This is a genomic window from Arthrobacter sp. MP_M4, from assembly GCF_035984855.1.
Taxonomy (GTDB): domain Bacteria; phylum Actinomycetota; class Actinomycetes; order Actinomycetales; family Micrococcaceae; genus Arthrobacter.
In genome coordinates this window covers 46,508-64,780 of record NZ_JAXCHX010000016.1, presented here as the reverse complement: position 1 = coordinate 64,780, position 18,273 = coordinate 46,508, and the positions used below count along the sequence as shown (strand labels likewise).

The 18,273-nt window shown below is 67.6% G+C and carries 18 protein-coding genes and 1 riboswitch; of the genes, 11 read left to right on the top strand and 7 right to left on the bottom strand.

All coding sequences use genetic code 11. From position 1 onward, the window contains the following. Positions 1-32 precede the first annotated feature (32 nt). The 7 genes from RCH15_RS12640 to pabB all read left to right on the top strand — a co-directional run bounded on the left by RCH15_RS12640 (position 33) and on the right by pabB (position 6,456). Complete coding sequence (locus RCH15_RS12640) at positions 33-497, top strand: MarR family winged helix-turn-helix transcriptional regulator (RefSeq protein ID WP_326961033.1); 465 nt, start codon at positions 33-35, stop codon at positions 495-497. A gap of 29 nt (positions 498-526) precedes the next feature. Then, the gene (locus RCH15_RS12635; RefSeq protein WP_326961014.1) at positions 527-1,483 is read left to right on the top strand and encodes an SDR family NAD(P)-dependent oxidoreductase; all 957 of its coding nucleotides are present in this window, start codon (positions 527-529) and stop codon (positions 1,481-1,483) included. 78 nt (positions 1,484-1,561) lie between these two features. Next, the gene (locus tag RCH15_RS12630; protein ID WP_326961013.1) at positions 1,562-2,377 is read left to right on the top strand and encodes a class I SAM-dependent methyltransferase; all 816 of its coding nucleotides are present in this window, start codon (positions 1,562-1,564) and stop codon (positions 2,375-2,377) included. 84 nt (positions 2,378-2,461) lie between these two features. Then, positions 2,462-3,013 (top strand): dihydrofolate reductase family protein, encoded by a 552-nt coding sequence (locus RCH15_RS12625; RefSeq protein WP_326961012.1) that lies wholly within the window; start codon positions 2,462-2,464, stop codon positions 3,011-3,013. Between the two features lie 43 nt (positions 3,014-3,056). Further along, the gene (locus RCH15_RS12620; RefSeq protein ID WP_326961011.1) at positions 3,057-3,680 is read left to right on the top strand and encodes a LysE family transporter; all 624 of its coding nucleotides are present in this window, start codon (positions 3,057-3,059) and stop codon (positions 3,678-3,680) included. A gap of 143 nt (positions 3,681-3,823) precedes the next feature. Continuing rightward, a complete protein-coding gene (locus tag RCH15_RS12615) occupies positions 3,824-4,393 on the top strand; it encodes a low molecular weight protein-tyrosine-phosphatase (protein ID WP_326961010.1) in 570 nt (189 codons plus the stop codon). Further along, positions 4,390-6,456, top strand: a complete 2,067-nt coding sequence (pabB, locus tag RCH15_RS12610; protein ID WP_326961009.1) for an aminodeoxychorismate synthase component I — start codon at positions 4,390-4,392, stop codon at positions 6,454-6,456. The genes RCH15_RS12615 and pabB overlap by 4 nt, the downstream gene beginning before the upstream one ends. A gap of 44 nt (positions 6,457-6,500) precedes the next feature. On the opposite strand, the gene cls is transcribed toward pabB, so the two are convergent. Continuing rightward, entirely contained in the window at positions 6,501-7,976 is a 1,476-nt protein-coding gene (gene cls / locus RCH15_RS12605; RefSeq protein WP_326961008.1) for a cardiolipin synthase, read from the bottom strand. Between the two features lie 93 nt (positions 7,977-8,069). Between cls and RCH15_RS12600 the strand changes: the two genes are divergently transcribed. Beyond that, positions 8,070-9,032 carry an aminodeoxychorismate lyase gene (locus RCH15_RS12600; RefSeq protein ID WP_326961007.1) on the top strand — a complete coding sequence of 321 codons (963 nt, stop codon included), beginning with the start codon at positions 8,070-8,072 and terminating at the stop codon, positions 9,030-9,032. A gap of 30 nt (positions 9,033-9,062) precedes the next feature. Here RCH15_RS12600 and RCH15_RS12595 read toward each other — a convergent pair whose 3' ends face one another. Then, positions 9,063-9,842: a hypothetical protein gene (locus RCH15_RS12595; RefSeq protein ID WP_326961006.1), complete on the bottom strand. Its 780-nt coding sequence runs from the start codon at positions 9,840-9,842 to the stop codon at positions 9,063-9,065. A 285-nt stretch (positions 9,843-10,127) separates the two neighbouring features. Continuing rightward, positions 10,128-10,242: riboswitch (SAM riboswitch) on the top strand. Positions 10,243-10,312: 70 nt separating this feature from the next. Here RCH15_RS12595 and RCH15_RS12590 point away from each other — a divergent pair. Genes RCH15_RS12590 through RCH15_RS12580 form a run of 3 tightly spaced genes read left to right on the top strand, consistent with a single transcriptional unit; the run spans position 10,313 to position 12,204 of the window. Then, on the top strand, positions 10,313-10,588 hold the full coding sequence (locus RCH15_RS12590; RefSeq protein ID WP_326961032.1) for a DUF1737 domain-containing protein: 276 nt from the start codon (positions 10,313-10,315) through the stop codon (positions 10,586-10,588). Then, entirely contained in the window at positions 10,585-10,995 is a 411-nt protein-coding gene (locus RCH15_RS12585; protein WP_326961005.1) for a rhodanese-like domain-containing protein, read from the top strand. Before RCH15_RS12590 ends, RCH15_RS12585 begins: the two co-directional genes overlap by 4 nt. Further along, positions 10,996-12,204, top strand: coding sequence for an O-succinylhomoserine sulfhydrylase (locus RCH15_RS12580; protein ID WP_326961004.1), 1,209 nt, complete (start codon positions 10,996-10,998; stop codon positions 12,202-12,204). 84 nt (positions 12,205-12,288) lie between these two features. Here RCH15_RS12580 and RCH15_RS12575 read toward each other — a convergent pair whose 3' ends face one another. From RCH15_RS12575 to RCH15_RS12555, 5 genes are all read right to left on the bottom strand, one after another. Continuing rightward, the gene (locus tag RCH15_RS12575) at positions 12,289-13,482 is read right to left on the bottom strand and encodes a glutamate--cysteine ligase (RefSeq protein ID WP_326961003.1); all 1,194 of its coding nucleotides are present in this window, start codon (positions 13,480-13,482) and stop codon (positions 12,289-12,291) included. A gap of 33 nt (positions 13,483-13,515) precedes the next feature. Continuing rightward, on the bottom strand, positions 13,516-15,039 hold the full coding sequence (locus tag RCH15_RS12570) for a UDP-N-acetylglucosamine 1-carboxyvinyltransferase (RefSeq protein ID WP_326961002.1): 1,524 nt from the start codon (positions 15,037-15,039) through the stop codon (positions 13,516-13,518). Between the two features lie 95 nt (positions 15,040-15,134). Then, entirely contained in the window at positions 15,135-15,938 is an 804-nt protein-coding gene (locus RCH15_RS12565) for an energy-coupling factor transporter transmembrane component T family protein (protein WP_326961001.1), read from the bottom strand. Beyond that, positions 15,935-17,575 (bottom strand): ABC transporter ATP-binding protein, encoded by a 1,641-nt coding sequence (locus RCH15_RS12560; RefSeq protein ID WP_326961000.1) that lies wholly within the window; start codon positions 17,573-17,575, stop codon positions 15,935-15,937. The genes RCH15_RS12565 and RCH15_RS12560 overlap by 4 nt, the downstream gene beginning before the upstream one ends. After that, positions 17,575-18,249 (bottom strand): ECF transporter S component, encoded by a 675-nt coding sequence (locus RCH15_RS12555; RefSeq protein WP_326960999.1) that lies wholly within the window; start codon positions 18,247-18,249, stop codon positions 17,575-17,577. The genes RCH15_RS12560 and RCH15_RS12555 overlap by 1 nt, the downstream gene beginning before the upstream one ends. Positions 18,250-18,273: the final 24 nt, after the last annotated feature.

Here is an 18,273-nt window from a genome sequence, read left to right as displayed (position 1 = left end):
GCCGCGGCCCTGCCGGCCCGCCGCCGCTGGTCATGCTGCTCCAGGAGTTCAGCCTCGAAGCCAACCGCTACGCTGATGCCGCCGGCAGCCGCAACGACATGCACCGGACAGACCTCAACGCGTTGTCCGTGATCATGCAGCACACCGCCCGGAACCAGATCGTCACCCCCGGCGTGCTCCGCAAGGAACTGCACCTGAGTTCCCCGGCCACCACAGCGCTGATCGACCGGCTGCACAACTCAGGCCACGTGGTCCGCGAACGGCAGGGCACGGACCGCCGCCAGGTCCAGCTCCGCATGACTCCCAAGGCTTACCGCGACGGCGGTGCCATGTTCCAGCCACTCGCACGCCATATGGCCGCCGCGCTGGCCGAATTCACGCCGGCGGAACTGGATCTCGCCACCCGGTTCATGACGTCTATGGTTGAGGCGACGGTCGAAGCCGGGCGCGAGGCGGCCGGGGAGCATGCGACGCCTTCGGCGGGCCCGCGTACATGACATGCCGGCCGGATCATGACGGGAAGCACATGGACTACCTCGCCACTGAATTCGGCCGCTTCAGCATGGCTGAAGAAGTGGCGGCCGGCGTCGATCTCTCCGGACGGTCAGCGGTCGTGACCGGAGGCGCGTCCGGAATCGGCGCTGAAACCGCGCGCGCGTTGGCCCAGACGGGGGCGGCTGTGACCCTTGCGGTGCGCAATATGGATGCCGGCCGCAAAGCCGCCGAACGTATTGCTTCAGTCACTGCCAACCCGCGGGTGCGGGCCGCCGAACTCGACCTTGCCGACATTGATTCCGTCGACGAGTTCGCCTCCCGCTGGAACGGGCCGCTGCATATCCTGGTCAATAACGCCGGGATCATGATGGCCCCGGAGTCCTATACGCCCCAGGGGTGGGAGTTGCAGTTCGCCACCAACCATCTGGGCCACTTTGCCCTCGCCTGCGGACTTCATCCTGCCCTGGCAGCGGACGAAGCCGCACGCATCGTCGTTGTCAGCTCCTCCGGACACGGCGACTCCCCCGTGATCTTCGACGATTTGTTCTTCAACCGCAGACCGTACGATGCCGGAGCCGCCTACGGGCAGTCCAAGACCGCCAACGTACTCTTTGCCGTCGAAGCCACCCGCCGGTGGGCGGCAGATGGCATTACCGCGAACGCGCTCATGCCCGGCGGCGTCTGGACGAATCTCCAACGCCACTGGGATCCCGCGGTCCTCGCTGCGACCAAAGCGCAGGTTCGGCAGGCGGGCTTGCCCGTCAAATCGGTGGAACAAGGCGCCGCCACCTCCGTACTCCTTGCCACTGCGGCCACGCTCGAAGGAATCGGCGGACGGTATTTCGAAGACTGCAATGAAGCCCAAACCGTCTCCCGGATAACCGACGGGCTCCACGGAGTCCTCGACTACGCCCTTGACCCGGAGACCGCTCACCGGCTGTGGGATGTCTCGGCGGAATTGCTGGAGGCAGCCCGGTCCCGAGGCTGAGCCACGCGATCCGGGCTTTGTCGGCGCTGAGCTTTGTCGGCGCTGAGCTTTGTCGGCGCTGAGCGGTAGCGTTTGCTTATGAGCGCCCAGCAGCCTGACGATGTTTATACCCACGGCCATCACGAGTCGGTGGTCCGCGCCCACGCCGCCCGCACGGCGGAGAACTCTGCGGCGTTCGTGGTCCCGCATCTGGTCCCCGGGGTCTCGGTGCTGGACGTCGGGTGTGGGCCGGGGAGCATCACTTGCGATTTCGCCGGGCTCGTCGCCCCCGGGCGAGTCACCGGGCTGGACCGCTCGCCCGAGGTGATCCGCCAGGCAGCCGCCCTGGCCGACGAGCGCGGCGTGACGAACGTGGAGTTCGTCGCCGGCAACATCTATGATCTCGACTTCGAGGATGAGACGTTCGACGTCGTGCACGCCCACCAGGTCCTGCAGCACCTCACGGACCCGGTTGCTGCCCTGCGGGAAATGCGCCGTGTCGCCAAACCCGGTGGCATCGTGGCGGTGCGTGACGCTGATTTCCACGGCATGAGCTGGTATCCGGCCCTGCCGGAACTGGAGGAGTGGATGGAGCTCTACCAGCGGATCGCGCGCCGCAACGGGGCCGAGCCCGACGCCGGCCGGCGACTGGTGTCATGGGCGCAGGCTGCCGGCTTCACCGACGTCGCACCGTCCAGCAGCAACTGGCTGTATGCAACCGGGCAGATGCGGCGCTGGCAGGCCAGGGTCTGGGGCGAGCGGGTGCTGCATTCGGCCTTCGCGGACCAGGCCCGTGAGTACGGCTTCGCCACGGCCGCCGACCTGGCCCGCCTGTCGGCAGGCTGGCACCGCTGGGGTTCCACCGACGACGGCTGGTTCCTGATCCCCAACGGCGAGGTAATCGCCCGGGCGTAAGCGACATCCTTTCCGGCACAGCATTCCCTCCCCGCCGCACAGCCGCTAGGGTGCACTGCAAACACCCTGCAACGAGGAGGACGCATGCGCAATGTGACGGCCGGTCTTTTCAGCTCCGTGGACGGCGTGGTGGAAGACCCGTTTCTATGGCAGTTCGACAGCTTTGACGAGGAGCTCGGGGCGGGGATGGGCGAGATGATGGGCCGGATCGACGCCGGACTGCTGGGCCGCGTGGGCTACCAACAGTGGGCGCAATACTGGCCGAACGCCGAAGCCGACGCCGACTTTGGCGGGTTCATCAACCCGCTGCCCAAATACGTTGCGTCCCGGACCCTGACGGGCGGCCTTCAGTGGCAGAACTCGCAGCTGATCGAGGGCCCGCTGGAGGGCTTCGTCGCCGACCTGAAGAACAGCGACGGCGGTGACATTGGAGTATTCAGCAGCATCTCCCTGGTCCGCCAGCTGCTCTTCGCCGGGCTGCTGGACAGTCTGATGCTGATCGTGCATCCTGTCGTGGCGGGCAGCGGCCGGCGGCTCTTCAACGATGGGGACCCTTTGACCCGGCTCGAGCTGCAGTCATCCCAGCAGACCAGCAAAGGCAATATGATTCTCAGCTACGGACGCCGCAAGGACTGACCAGTTGGCCGCGGCGGCCGCTGCGGAAACGTAAACTTGACAGGTGCAACCCTCCCTCTGGCTGGCCCTCGCCGGCGCCGGCGTCCTGATCAGCTTCACCCCCGGCGCAGGCGCCATCAACACCATGAGCAACTCCCTGAACTCCGGCTTCCGGCGCTCCATCTGGGGAATCCTCGGGCAGCAGGCGGCGCTGGTGGTACATATCCTCGTCGTGGCCCTGGGCGTGGGGGTACTGGTGGCGAGTTCACCGGTGGCCTTCAACGTCATCCGCTACGCGGGAGCCGCCTACCTCGTCTACCTGGGCATCCAGCAATTCCGGCATGAGCCCGACCTGGACCAAGAGAAGGCCGCGGCCCTGCGGAACGAGCCAGCCTTCTCCATGTTTCGCCGCGGCCTGTGGGTCAACCTGCTGAACCCCAAGGCGATCGTGTTCTTCCTGGCCTTCATGCCGCAGTTCATCCGCCCGGCGGATCCGTTGTTGCCGCAGTACCTTACGCTGACCGCCACTGTGGTGGTCATCGACATCCTGGTCATGTGGTTCTTCTTCGCCGCCGCGGCCAAGTCGTTCCAGCGCTTCACCCACGATGCCCGCGGGCAGCGGATCCTCAACCGGACCTTCGGCGTGCTGTTCATGGCCGTCGGCGTCCTGCTGGCCCTCATCCACTGACGGGGCGGGCGCCACACTCCCGTCCGCCGCGGCGCCGAGCCCGCTCGTGGCCATGACACCTCCGGAAACCGAATGTGACAAAAGCTGTAACATTGGCGGCCCGCCATCTAGCCAAGGAGACCGGCATGGCCCATGCTTGCCCTATGACCTCAACGCCGAGCCAGTTCCGGATCATCACGGTCTGCACGGGGAACATCTGCCGCTCGCCGATGGCTGAGCTGATGCTGACGGAAGCCCTCGCGGCCGCGGGACTGGCCGGCGCCGTCGTCGATTCAGCAGGAATCACGGGCTACGAGGTAGGCCGGCCCATCGACCCGCGCGCAGCCCGCAATCTCGCTGGCCACAACATCGCCTCGGACACTCACCTGGCACGCGAATGGCGGCCGGAGTGGTTCGCCTCCCGGGACCTCATTCTTGCCCTTGACGTGGACCATTTCGGCTGGCTGCAGGAGGCGGCGCCGGACCGTGCGGCGCTGGCGAGGATCCGGATGCTGCGCAGCTTCGATCCGGCTGTCGCGGGAAAGGACGGCCTGGACCAGGGCATTGAGGACCCCTGGTACGGCAGCCGCACGGACTTTGACCTCACCTGGGACCTGATCAACGCCTCGATTCCCGGAATCGTGGCCCACGTCGGGACCGAGCTGGCCCGGCGCCGGGGACCGGAAAGGCAACAGCCTGGCGCTGCCGGGCAGCAGGTACGCTCTATTCCATGAGTCCCGCACCCGTCATCATCGCCGTCGACGGACGATCCGGTGCGGGAAAGACCACTCTCACGATCGAACTGGCAGCGCGGCTGCGCGAACACCACAAAGTGTCCTTGTTCCATCTGGAGGACATCTACCCCGGCTGGAACGGGCTCGCGGCCGGTATCGAACGCTACGTCTCCACGGTCCTGGCCCCCCTGCACAGCGGCGAGACGGCCGAATGGGTCAGCTGGGACTGGACCGCGCATTATGACGGCGATGCCCGCACCACCCCGCCTGCCGAGATTGTGCTGGTGGAAGGCGTCGGGGCGGCAGCGGAATCCGCCCTCCCCTTTCTGGCCGCGGTGATCTGGGCTGATTGCCCCGACGAGGACCGGCGCAGCAGGGCCTTGGCCCGCGACGGCGGAAACTACGAACCCTTCTGGGATGAGTGGGCCGCCCAGGAGCAGGTGTGGCTGGCACAGGACGATGTTCCCGGCCGCGCCGACGTCCGGGTCCTCAACCGCGCCGACGGCGCCGCCCCGGCGGAGGTCCTGCAGGCCCTCCAGTACCTGCCGGCGCTCGCCCCGGTACTGGTCCCCGAAGCCGGCGCCCGCCGCGGCCTTCAGCTCCGTACCGAACGGATCGACGCCGTCCCGGACCCCTCCGTGTTGTTCGAGACCCTCTTCGGCCGCTCAGCCAACGCCGTCTGGCTCGATTCTTCGCTTCTGTCCGGTGCCTCCCCGGCGCCCGGTCCGGCGGCGGAACGCAGCCGGTTCAGCATTCTGGCGGACGACGGCGGGCCGTTCGGCCAGTCGGTCCGGCACAGTTCCGGAACCACCCGGGTAAAGGTGGGGAACACCAGCGTCACGGTCGCTGGCCCGTTTTTCCGCTGGCTTGACGCGGCCTGGGACTCCGGTGCCCTCCACGGCCCGGAGCACTATCCCTGCGAGTTCACCCTGGGCTGGCTCGGCTACCTCGGCTACGAACTCAAACGGGAGACCGGCGGCAGCGACGTCACCGCCGGAACCCCCGACGCCTGCCTGTTGTTTGCCGGCCGCGCCGTGGTGCTGGACCATGTGGAGCACACGGTCTGGCTGCTGGCGCTGGACACTGCGGCCGCCGGGGAATGGCTCGGAACGGCCCGCACCGCAACCGAAGCGGCGGTGCCCGGGCCGGCGTCGGGAGCCGGCGGCAGCAACGCCGTCGGACCCTCCTCCTCCGGCCACAGCGCGCCGGACTTCACGGCGCGGGACTCCGAGGCCGCGTATAAAACGAAGATTTCGCAGGCCCAGCACGAGATCGCCGAGGGCAACACCTACGAGGTGTGCCTGACCACCACGCTGACAGCCGAGCTTTCCTCCGCGGTCGATCCATGGCAGACCTACCTGGCCCTACGCCGGAAAAATCCGGCCCCGTTCGCAAGCTACCTGCGGTTCGGAGAGCTCGCCGTGGCGAGCACGTCCCCGGAACGGTTCCTCCGGATCGCTGCCGACGGTCACATGCGCGCCGAGCCGATCAAGGGAACCCGGCCCCGGGATGCCGACGCCGCCCGGGACTCAGCGCTGCGGCAGGACCTCCAGTCCTCACCGAAGGACCGCGCCGAGAACATCATGATCGTGGACCTGCTCCGCAACGATCTCAGCCATTTCGCCGTGCCCGGATCGGTGGCGGTCAGCCGGCTTTGCGCGATAGAAAGCTACGCCACGGTCCACCAGATGGTGAGTACCATCGACGCCCGGCTCCGGCCCGGCATGCCGCGGGCCGAGGCCGTCGCAGCATGCTTCCCCGCCGGGTCAATGACCGGCGCCCCCAAGGTCAGCACCATGGCCATCCTCGACCGGCTCGAGGGTGCACCCCGCGGCGTGTACTCAGGGGCAATCGGCTATTTCTCTCTCAACGGCGCCACCGACCTCGCCGTAGCGATCCGCACCCTTGTGGTAACCGGGCAGTCCGGGAACCGCACTGCGCTGAGCCTGGGCGTCGGCGGTGCGATCACCGCGGATTCCGACCCGCAGGAGGAATACGCGGAGATCAGGGCCAAAGCGTTCGGGGTCCTCTCCGCGCTCGGCGCGGAATTCCCGCCCGGCTAGGCTCCGCACCGGCCCGCCACCACGTCCGGGCAGCACGCCGCAGGCTATTGGAGCGTCGCCGTCAGCCGGGCGACGTTGTCCACGTATTTGACCCCCATGGGCCGCTTCATCCAGTCCTCAAGCACCAGCTCGCGGGAAACCCCGCGATAGGTGTCTTCCACGGCGCTGACCCGCCGGACGATGTCCTCACCCAGGAGCATCACGGAGACTTCCAGGTTCAGCGAGAAGGACCGCATATCCATGTTGCTTGAGCCCAGCACCGCGACCTCGTTATCGATCGTGAAGTGCTTGGCGTGCAGCACGAACGGGGCCTGGTACAGGTAAATCCGCACTCCGGCCTCCAGCAGCGCCTCGTAATAGGACTGCTGCGCGTGGTGGACCAGGAACTGGTCGCCCTTCTCTGAGACGAAAAGTTCGACGTCGACACCGCGCTGCGCCGCCGTCGTCACCGCGTACAGGAGCGAATCATCCGGCACAAAGTACGGGCTGCAGATCGAGATGTTGCGCTGCGCGGAGTAAATCAGGGTATTGAAGAGCCGCAGGTTGTTTTCGGTGATGAAGCCCGGCCCGCTGGGCACCACCTGGGCGGTGATGTTCCCGGCGTGCAGTTCCGGGCGGTGCGCCAGCTGCTGTTCGAGGTTTTCGTCCGTTTCGCTGAGCCAGTCGGTGGCGAAGACCACGTTGAGCGTGGTGACAATCGGTCCGCGCAGGCAGGCCATCAGCTCGACCCATTCGCGGCCCACCTTGCGGTGCCGGGGGTTGTTGTAAGAGGGCTCGATCAGGTTCTGCGACCCGGTGAACGCAACTTCGCCGTCAATGACCATGATTTTGCGGTGGTTGCGCAGGTCCGGGCGACGCCACTGCCCATGGACGGGCCGCAGCGGGAGCATGGGCCGCCAGCGGATCTTGCTGGCCTTGAGCCGGGCGATCAGCTTGCTGTAGCCCTTGACGCGCAGGGTCCCCAGGTGGTCGAACAAAAGGCGGACTTCCACACCGCGCTCGGCAGCTTCCTCCATCGCTGTCAGCAGGTCATCGGTGAAGTGGTCCGAACTCAGGATGTAGAACTCGGCGTTGACGAAGGACTCCGCTTCCCGGACGGCGGCCGCCATGGCCGTGAACGAATCCGGGTAGCCCGGGAGGAGGTCCACGTGGTTGCCGTCCACCATCGGCAGCGACCCCAGCGTCTTGTTCAGTTCCGCCGCGGACAGCACCCAGTCCGGGCCCTCATAGCCGCTCTCCAGCATCGCGAGCTCCGAGGCGCCGGCGCGGACCCGGGTGTTCACTGCGTCCTGCTGCGCCCGGCGTTTGCGGGAGAGCCGGAAGTTGCCGAAGAGCAGGAAGAGCACCAGGCCCACGGCCGGAACAAAGAAGATGATGAGGAGCCATGCCATGGCAGTGGTGGGCCGCCGGTTTCCGGGAATGATGCCAAGGGCCAGGACCCTGATGCCGAAATCAACCACGGCCAGAATCAGGATGACCCATGACGGAAGAGAATCCGCCAGCGAAAACGGCCACAGCACAGGCGAACCCCTCAAGCTCCAGGCCCGCGGAACAGTTCCGGAACGGGCAACCTTGAAATCCTATCCCGTCACCCGCCGCACTAAGCTGAAGGCATGACTTCTCCCGCAGCCGCTAAGGCTCCCACCCCGGTGCTGGTCTTCCTGGATCCCGCGTTCGACGGCGGCCGGCTGGCGGACGCCACCAAACCGCAGCTGATGGCGACCGACCAGGGAGCCACCCGAGGCGACGGCGTCTTTGAGTCGCTGCTGGTTGTGGGCGGACAGCCCCGCAAGCTCCAGGCGCATCTGAACCGGCTGGCCGGGTCCGCGCGGCTTTTGGAGCTGGGCATCCCGGCCGAGGGCGTGTGGCGCCGGGCCATTGCCACGGCGGTCAGCGAATACCGGCGCAGCCATCTGCCCGGCGGCGGTGCCACTGAGGACGACGAGCTGGTCGTGAAACTTCTGGTGACCCGCGGCGTCGAAGGCGCGGCGGGGCCCACGTGCTGGGTGCAGGCGTCGGTCCCCGGCGCCGCCGGACGGCGCCAGCGCGAAACCGGCATTGACGTCCTGCTGCTGGACCGCGGCTACGACAGCGAAGTCGGGGAACGCGCCCCCTGGCTGCTCATGGGCGCCAAGACCCTCTCCTACGCCGTTAACATGGCAGCGCTTCGCTACGCGCACGCGCACGGAGCCGATGACGTGATCTTCACCTCCGCGGACGGGCGGGTGCTGGAGGGTCCGACGTCCACCGTCCTGCTCGCACATCTGGACACGGACGGCGACGGCGCCGGCGGGGTGCGCACGGTCCGGCGGCTGATCACGCCGCAGCTCGACAGCGGAATCCTGCCCGGCACTTCGCAGGGGGCCTTGTTCACCGCGGCCAAGGCGGCCGGCTGGGAACTGGGCTACGGCCCGTTGGAGCCGCGTGACCTGTACGACGCCGACGCCGTCTGGCTGATCTCGAGCATCCGGCTGCTGGCTCCCGTCAACCGCATCGACGGCCGGGAAATCGGCACGCCGGAACTGCGCCAGCAGCTCACCGCGGAGCTCAACGCGCTGTACGCCACCATCGAATAAAGCTCCCGGGCCCGCCGGGGACGGTGCGGTTCAGCCCTTGGCGAGGGCTTCGTCGACGATCCGGGCCAGGTCCGCGGCTGCGTCCTCGGTGACTCCGGGGCCTGATGCCACCGCCGCGGCCGTCAGCGCACCGCTGAGACCCATGACGGTGACAGTGGTCTGGGTCTGCCCGGTCGGCAGGGTCTGGATGCCCATGGTCGAGAAGGACTTTTCCGCCGACGTCGCGATGTCCAGGACTTTCGTTTCGCTGGCGACTTTTTGGCCCTGGAGCTCCATGGTGAAGCTTGCGCATTTCTTGCTCCCAGCTACCGATTCGTCCAGCTTGGAGCGTTGCAGGTCCGGATCCTGGACAGCCACGACCGTGACGACGGTGACCACCTGGTCCGCGGCGGACTGGGACACGCCGCTGGCATAGCTGCTTCCCTCCGGGATCTGGCTGTTGCTGTCCACCACCGCCGCGCACTCGGGCGGGGTGATCGCGGCCGTGGCGATCAACTTCTTCGCCGTGGCGATGCCTTGCTCCAGCTGGTCGGCGGATACGGCGGTGAACCCGGCGCCGCGCTCGTCCGTGAGCCCGGCAATGATCTGCGCGAGATCCCCGGCCGCATAGGCCTTCACCGTCGCGGCCGGCGACGGCGCGGAGGACGGGCCCGCGGCCGGGGATGACGGGTCAGGTGTGGTCGGCGAAGCCGGGGCCGCGGCCGAGGACGGACCGCCCGGGGCTGAAGGCGCCGGAGTGCCGCCGCAGCCTGCGAGCGCCAAAGCGGTCGAGAGCAGCAACGCTGCCGGAGTGATGGTGCGCAGAATCATGGAGTTCCCCAATTTCACTGTAATGGTGTCATGCACCGCATCGGGCGCGGCAGTCGTGAGCTTACGATATCCGGTCCGTGAAAAACACGACCCCGCCTGCGGAGGTGTTGGAGGCCTCCTGAGAGCTTCACGTTAAGTCTGAGCCCTAACGATTGGCCCCAATAGCGGCTACCGCTCCGTTGCATTTCTTTTGTCGGTTCGTCACCTTTTCTCCGTTCCGGCCCGTTACTTAACATGACGGCGGCAACCGTGCGGGCCGGCGTCCCGGGTGTTAGGTTTCTGGTGAGTAATGAGAACCGGCGCCAAGCCCTGACTGGCCGGACGGCAACCCTCCCTTTCGCGGCGGGGTGCCTCAGGTGAGTACTCGGCATATCGACCAATCGAGCTGCAAGCGTGAAAGAAGGAGATCCGTCGTGCCTGACGCGTCCGCCCCCGCAGTACCCATACCGGCACCAGCCCCGACCCCGGCGATTGCCGGCACGAGCGGGAAGAAGCTGGCATACCGCCTGTTCACCGGCCCCGACGACCGTGCATTTTGCGAGCGCGTCTCGGCCGCCCTCGCCGCGGGCTACGTTTTGCACGGCAGCCCGGCCGCCACGTTCAACGGCAGCGACGTCGTCGTGGCCCAGGCTTTGGTGCTGCCGGCGGCGATCGCCAGCGCCGATGCCGCCGTCGCCAACGCCGTGGGCGGCCTTGGGTTCGCCGGAGAAATTGACGGAGACTTCGACGGAGAGGGCCACGCGTGAGCTACGCCGGAGACCTCAGCCCGCACGAGGCGTGGGCAAAGCTCGAAGACGGCGCCCTTCTCGTGGACGTCCGCACCGAGGGCGAATGGGCCCATACCGGCATCCCGGACACAACCGGGACACCGCACCCGCCGCTCTTCCTGCAGTGGAATCTGGCCGGCGGCATCCCCAACCCGCAATTCATCGCGCAACTGCAACAACTCGCTGCCGAGGCCGGCAACACCGAACTTCTCTTCCTGTGCCGCTCGGGCGTCCGGTCCATTGCCGCAGCGCACGCAGCCACCGACGCCGGGTTCACTTCCTACAACGTCCTCGAAGGCTTTGAGGGCGAACCCGACCGGCAGGGGGAACGGACCGTCAACGGCTGGCGGAACCGCGGCCTGCCCACGAGCGCGGAAAATCACTAAATGGCTTTCAATCCCGAGGCCGGGGGCTGGAGCGCCGGCACCCAGGCTGTCCGTGGCGGCCTGGACCGGACAGGTTTTCAGGAAACCGCCGAACCGATCTTCCTGAGCTCCGGATTCGTCTATGAATCCGCGGCCGCCGCCGAGCGCGCCTTCACCGGCGAGGACGAACGCTTCGTCTATTCCCGCTACGGCAACCCCACGGTGGCCACCTTCCAGGAACGGCTCCGGCTGCTCGAAGGCACCGAGGCCTGTTTTGCCACCGCCTCGGGCATGTCCGCGGTCTTCACCGCGCTTGGGGCCCTCCTGGCCGCCGGCGACCGGGTGGTAGCAGCCCGCTCGCTGTTCGGCTCGTGTTTCGTGATCCTCAGCGAGATCCTGCCCCGCTGGGGGGTGCAAACGGTCTTCGTCGACGGACCGGATCTGGAGCAGTGGCGCTCAGCGCTCTCAGAACCAACGACGGCGGTCTTCTTCGAGTCGCCGTCGAACCCGATGCAGGAAATCGTCGATATCGCCGCCGTGAGCGAGCTGGCGCATTCCGCCGGGGCGACGGTCGTCGTTGACAATGTCTTTGCCACTCCCCTGTTGCAGCGCTGCGGGGAACTCGGCGCGGATGTGATCGTCTATTCGGGAACCAAGCACATCGACGGCCAGGGCAGGGTGTTGGGCGGCGCGGTTCTGGGCACCAAGGAATTCATCGAGGGACCGGTCAAGCAGCTCATGCGCCACACCGGCCCGGCGCTCTCCGCCTTCAACGCGTGGGTGTTAACCAAGGGCCTGGAGACCATGGGCCTGCGGGTAACCCATTCCTCCGCTTCGGCCCTGCGGCTGGCCGAGTGGCTGGAGGAGCAACCCGGCGTCAGCTGGGTCCGGTACCCGTTGCTGCCTTCCCATCCGCAGCACGAATTAGCCGCCCGGCAGATGAAGGCCGGCGGCACCGTGCTGACTTTCGAGCTCTCCCCGTCCCCCGGCAGGTCAGCGAAGGAGGCCGCGTTCGCGCTGCTGGACGGGCTGCGGATCATCGATATCTCCAACAACCTGGGCGATTCGAAGTCCTTGATCACCCATCCCGCCACGACGACGCACCGCGCCATGGGGCCGGAGGGCCGGGCCGCGATCGGTCTGAGCGACGGCGTGGTGCGCCTCTCCGTGGGCCTTGAGGACCTCGAGGACCTGATCCGCGACCTCGGCCAGGGCCTCAAGCAGATCTAGTCGCGCCCGGCCGCCGCGAGCAGGCAGTTCGCGGCTATGTTTTCGGGCGGTACTGCCGCGAAATGCGGTCCCAGCGTCACGGGCTCAGGCGCGCCGGACGCTGCCCAGCGGGACGTCGTCCGGCGGCGTCCCGCTGTCCGTTCCCTGCGTGGTCACGTCGACGGCCCGGTCTACGACGGCGGGCAGCCCGCCGGTGGAGAACGGCTCCCGCTGCAGCTGGGATCCGGTGCCGTGCGCCAGGATTCGGCTGATACCGTGCCGCACCAGGTCCAGTTCGCCCTGCTCCTGAAGCACCGGGGCCACGAGGTCCACCAGCGCCCGGACCACTTCCCCCGCCGGAGCCGGGTTGAAGGTCCCGAAGTCCAGCAGGTGCCCGCGGAGTCCACAGTTGCTGGCCTGCCACGCAGCCATCCGCAGCAGCAGCGTCGGCACCGGGGCCGGATCCACTCCGTCATTCCATTCCCGCGACGCCGATTCGACCAGGGCACGCACCAGAACAGCGATCAGCGCTGCGTCCTCGGCCCGCAGGCACACATCGGCAACCCGGATCTCCAGCGTGGGGTGATGCCGGCACAGCCGCGAATCAAAATAGACCATCCCCTCGTCCATGAGGACGCCGGTTTCCACCAGCCGGGCCACAACCCGGCGGTAGGCCGGCAGACTGCCGAAGATCATGGTGGGACCCGATCCGGGCCAGCGGTTCCAGGCCTGGGTGCGGTAGCTTTCGAATCCTAACTCCACGCCGTTCCAGTACGGGGAGTTCGCGCTGAGGGCAATAAGCACGGCAAGCTTGTCCCGGATCCGGTCCATCACCGCCACGCCCTCCTCTGGGGAGTCCACCAGGACGTGGACATGCAGCCCGCACGTCAATTGGTTCCGGACAGTGAGCCCGAAGCGCTGCTGCATGGTCATATAGCGTTGCTTCGGCGTCAGGTGCGAGGCGGAACCGAGCGGAGAGGTCGCGAGGGCAGCGACGCGGCCCCCGTGCAACCGGGCAGCGCGGTCCGCGCGGGCCCGGCCGCACCGGAGCTGCCCAAGCAGTTCCAGGTAACCCAGGCACGGCCGCGTCTGGGTTTCGATCTGTTCGAGCTTGAGCTCGAAGCTGAAGTCGGGATCCGTGTGTTCCGCCTGCGGCAGCGGTCGGGCATCCTGCCCGGTACGGCCGGGGGCCGGCCCTGGCGGGAGCAGGCAGGGCAGCACCACGTCGGCGAGGGGCAGCGGCCTCCCGGTTCCGGGATCCACGATGAGCAGTTCTTCCTCCACGCCGAAGGTGCGCATGGTTCTATTGTGCGGCAGGATCCGCCGAAACCATCAGTCCTGGAAGTACTCGATCTTTGCTCCGATGGTGTTGAGCCGTTCGGCCAGGTCCTCGTAGCCGCGCTCGATCACGTAGATGTTGCGCAGTTCGGAGACTCCTCGGGCGGCGAGCATCGCCAGCAGCAGGCAGGCCGCGGGGCGGAGGGCAGGCGGGCAGCCGACCTCGGCCGCACGCCATTTGGTCGGCCCGTTGACGTAAATCCGGTGCGGGTCCAGCAGCTGCACCTGGGCGCCGAGCTTGTTCAGCTCGGTCAGGTAAATCGCCCGGTTGTCATAGACCCAGTCGTGGATCATCGTCTGGCCTTGGGCGTTTGCGGCGATTACAGCGAAGAAGGGCAGGTTGTCGATGTTCAGCCCGGGAAACGGCATGGGGTGGATCTTATCTTCCGGAGCGCGCAGTTCCGAGGGCCGGGTGGTGACGTCCACCAGCCTGGTGCGGCCGTTCCGGGCCACGTATTCCCCGGACACCTCCAGGTGCTGGCCCATTTGCGCCAGCGTGGCGAGCTCGATTTCCATGAATTCGATCGGCACGCGCCGGACCGTGACTTCCGAGTTCGTGACGATGCCGGCGGTGATGAGGCTCATCGCCTCGATCGGGTCCTCGGAAGGGAAGTATTCCACGTCCACGTCGACCGACGGACGGCCGGTGATCTTCAGCGTGGTGGTTCCCACTCCCTCGATCCCGATGCCCAGCATCTGCAGGTAGAAGCAGAGGTCCTGGACCATGTAGTTGGGGCTTGCGTTGCGGATGATCGTGGTGCCGCTGCGGTGGGCGGCGGCCATGATCGCGTTTTCGGTTACGGTATCACCGCGTTCGCTGAGCACGAAGGAACGGTCGTGCCCGTCCGACGGCGGAGCCTGCACGGCATAGAAGCCGGACTTCGCGTCGACGCTGAGCCCGAATTGGCGCAGGGCCTGCATGTGCGGCTGCACCGTGCGGGTGCCCAGGTCACAGCCGCCGGCGTACGGCAGCCGGTATTCCCCGGCTTCGTCCAGGAGCGGGCCCAGCAGCATGATGACGCTGCGGGTCCGGCGGGCCGCTTCGATGTCCATCGAGTCCAGATCCAGCGTGACGGGACGGCGGATCTGCAGGTCGTTGGCGTTCAGCCACGTGCAGTCGACGCCGATGCTCGTCAGGACCTCGACAATCCGGTTGACCTCCTCGATCCGCGCCAGGCGGCGCAGGATGGTGGTGCCGCGGTTGATCAGGCTGGCGCAGAGCAAGGCGACGCCGGCATTCTTGCTGCTGTTGACGTCCACGGAACCGGACAGGGTCCTGCCGCCCTCGACCCGGAGATGCGTCATCGCAGGCCGTCCCACCTTGACGATGCTCCGGCCGAAGATCGCTTCCAGCCGCTGGATCATCTTCAGGCTGAGGTTTTGCTTGCCCTGTTCCATGCGGGCGATGGCGCTCTGGCTGGTTCCCAGCTCGGACGCGAGCTGCCCCTGGGTCCACCCCTTTTGTCCGCGGGCTTCGCGGAGCAGGGCGCCAACATGTTCAGCAGTCTCTTGAGTCATTCCAAGAAAATATCATGCATGACGTATTGTCGCCGGGCATTCCCGCTGTTTTGCCGTGAATGTCACAGTGATACCCGCATTGTGCGATACCGACGTCAGTGCTGTGCGAGGAAGACCATGTTCCAGGTTCCTGCCGCCAGCGCAGTGGCGACGGCGGCACCAGCGATCAGCAGCCCGCCAAGAGCCACCCAGAGATCCAGGGCGCTGAAGGTGGACCGACGGGCCCAGGTGCGTTGCTCGCCGCCGAAGCCCCGGGCCTCCATGGTGACCGCGAGGCGGGAAGCCCGGCGGACGGCCTGGACCAGCAATCCGAAGCTCTGCCCGAGGGTGGCGCGGAGACGTTGCAGCGGATTCCCGTGGGAGCCCACGCCGCGGGCGCGGCGCGCCATCCCGATGGTCTGCCACTCCTCGGCCATCAGGCCGACGAGCCGCATCGCGGCCAGCGTCCCCAGGACGAAGCGGTGCGGCAGTCCCGCTCTCTGGGCGAGGGCGTCCGCCAGGTCCGTAGGATCTGTACAGCTCATCAGCAATATTGCCGGAAGCGCGATGGCCAGACCACGGATCAGAAAGCCGAGCCCGAGTTCGAGGGACCCTTCGCTGATCGACCAGATTCTGGCGTCGAGCAGGATGCTCCCGTGGTCCGGTGCCAGGATGGTGGTGCTCCAACCACCTAACGCCGCGGCCAGGATCAGCGGCCAGCCCCGCTGCCAGAGCCGGCCGGGTGTCAGCCCGGCCAGCGGAAGCAGCGCCAGCAGCAGGGCGAGCGCCACCGAGGCGGACACCCAGTCGATGGACAGCGCCAGCACGATCGTGATGAGCATGACCGCAGCGAATTTCGCCAGGGGGTTGGACCGGGTCAGCAGGGCGTGGTTTCCGCCCACCGTCAATTCCTGCCTCATGGCGTGGCAACCTTCCCGGGGGTCCCGTGTCCGGCGTCGCGCGGCTCAGGGCCGCCGGGTTCAGCCACCGGGAGCCGCAGTTCGGTGCCGCCAAGGACCTCGCTGAACTCGGCATCGTGCGTCACGGACACGACGGCGGTGCCGCCGTCGAGGAGTTCGGAGAGGAAGGAGGCCAGTTCGGCCCAGGTGTTGGCGTCCTGGCCGAAGGTGGGCTCGTCCAGGATCAGCACCCGGGGATGGGCTGCGAGGACGGTGGCGACGGACAGGCGCCGCTTCTCACCGCCGGAGAGCGTGTAGGGATTGGCGTCCACGAGCTCAGTCAGCCGGAGCCGCGCCAGCAGTTCGTCCACGCGGTCTTCGCCTCGGCCCAGGTGCCGGGGCCCGAACATCAGCTCATCGATCACCCGGCCGGTGACGAACTGGTGTTCGGGTTCCTGGAACACGGTGCCGATCCTCGCGATCAGTTGCTGCGCCTTCCACCGGTAGGGATCGATTCCGGCGCCTGCGCCTAGCTCCAGGGTGGCGGAGACCTTGCCCGCCACAGGCGCGAGCAGGCCGGCGAGGGTCAGGGCGAAGGTGGATTTCCCTGAACCGTTCGGTCCGGTGATGGTCAGCGCTTCTCCCGCGCGGACCTGGGCGGTGATCCCCTTTTGTACGGGCACCGGCGGAATCGGCCGGAAGCCGCCGCGGAATCCCGCTCGCCCTGGCCGTTCCCGGGAGACGGCCAGGTCCTCCGCTGCCAGCAGCAGATGGCCCGCGCCTTTGACGCCGGAACCCGGTTCAGCGGACAACGTCCGGCGCGCCCTGGCCGGCGGCACGTAACCGGGCACCCAGACGCCTGCGGCGGTGAGCAAATCCCGCGCCTGCGCCAGGACCCGGTCCGGTGGCCCGTCGATCAATACGGCGGACTCCGTGGCCGAACCGCGCTGCAGCACCACGATCCGGTCCACGAGGTCCTTCCAGACCGCGACGCGGTGTTCCACCACCACCAAAGTGGCGCCGGTCTTGTCCAGGCAGCGGCCGACGGCGTCGCGGACTTCCAGGACGCCGGCCGGGTCCAGGTTGGCGGTGGGTTCGTCCAGCAGGATCAGCCCGGGCCGCATAGCGAGGATCCCGGCGAGCGCCAGCCGCTGCTTCTGACCGCCGGACAGTGCCGACGTCGGGTGATTCAGCGGCAGCCCGCCCAGCCCGACGTCCTCGAGCGCTTCCGCCACGCGGGGCCAGATGTCCTCTGGCGCGACGGAGAGGTTTTCCGCGCCGAAGGCGACGTCATCGCCGAGCCGCGAGAGTACCACCTGGGTCTCCGGGTCCTGCTGCATTAAACCGGCCCGGCCGCGCGCTGCCCGGGGCGCGGCACCGTCGATCAGCAGGCTGCCTGACTCGTCCGCGTCGTTCCCGTCGTCCGCAGGATCGCTGCCGCGGCCGGCCTCCCCGGTGGAGCTGTCGCCGAGCACCCCGGCCAGGGCATGAAGCAACGTCGATTTGCCGGCACCTGAAGGGCCCAGCAACAGCACCCGCTCCCCCGGCTGGATGTCCAGGTCCAGGCCCCTGATGGCGGGCCGGGGCCTGCCGGCGTGCCGCCAGCCCCAGCCGCGGGCAGTGACCGCGGCTGGGCGGGCGGCGTGGTCTGCCGGCATCAGGAGAACACTGGTTCCGATGCCGCCTTCCGGGACGCGAAGGAAGCCAGCACCCCGGTCCTGGCCAGGCCGCGGGTGGCGAGCCAGGACAGTCCGCCGGCGATCACGGCCCCGGAAATGGCGCAGAAGATGATGTAGGCGAATTTGTCACCGGCTTCGTAGGCGACGTTCCAGCCCCACGGGAGGAAGGAGTCGTTCAAGCCGCAGAACAGGCCCGCACCCGCGCCGGCCAGCAGTGACACCGGCAGGTTGAACCTCTTGTAGAGGAACGCGGCGAAGATGAGTTCGGCGCCAAGGCCCTGCAGGAAGCCTGAGAACAGGACGGAGGCGCCGTACTGGGAGCCCATGATCAGCTCACCCGTGGCGGCCACGGTTTCACAGAACACCGCCGCGCCCGGCTTCCGGATAACCAGCATGCCCAGCACCGCCGGAATCATCCAGCCGCCGGAGTAGAGCCCGGTGAGCGGCGGGTAAAACGCATTGACGGGCGCGGAGATAAGATTTGCGCCCTGGGACCAAGCCCAGAAAATCACGCCGCCAGCCACGGCGATCAACGCCGCCAGCACAATGTCCACCACGCGCCAGGCGTGCGTCCGCCGGGCGGGGGTCGCGGCGGACCCGGGGGTGGTTGATTCCTGCTTGCCGAACTCGTGCTTTGCAGATGTGTCAGTCATTTCGTCCTCCTGAGGAACAGGAGG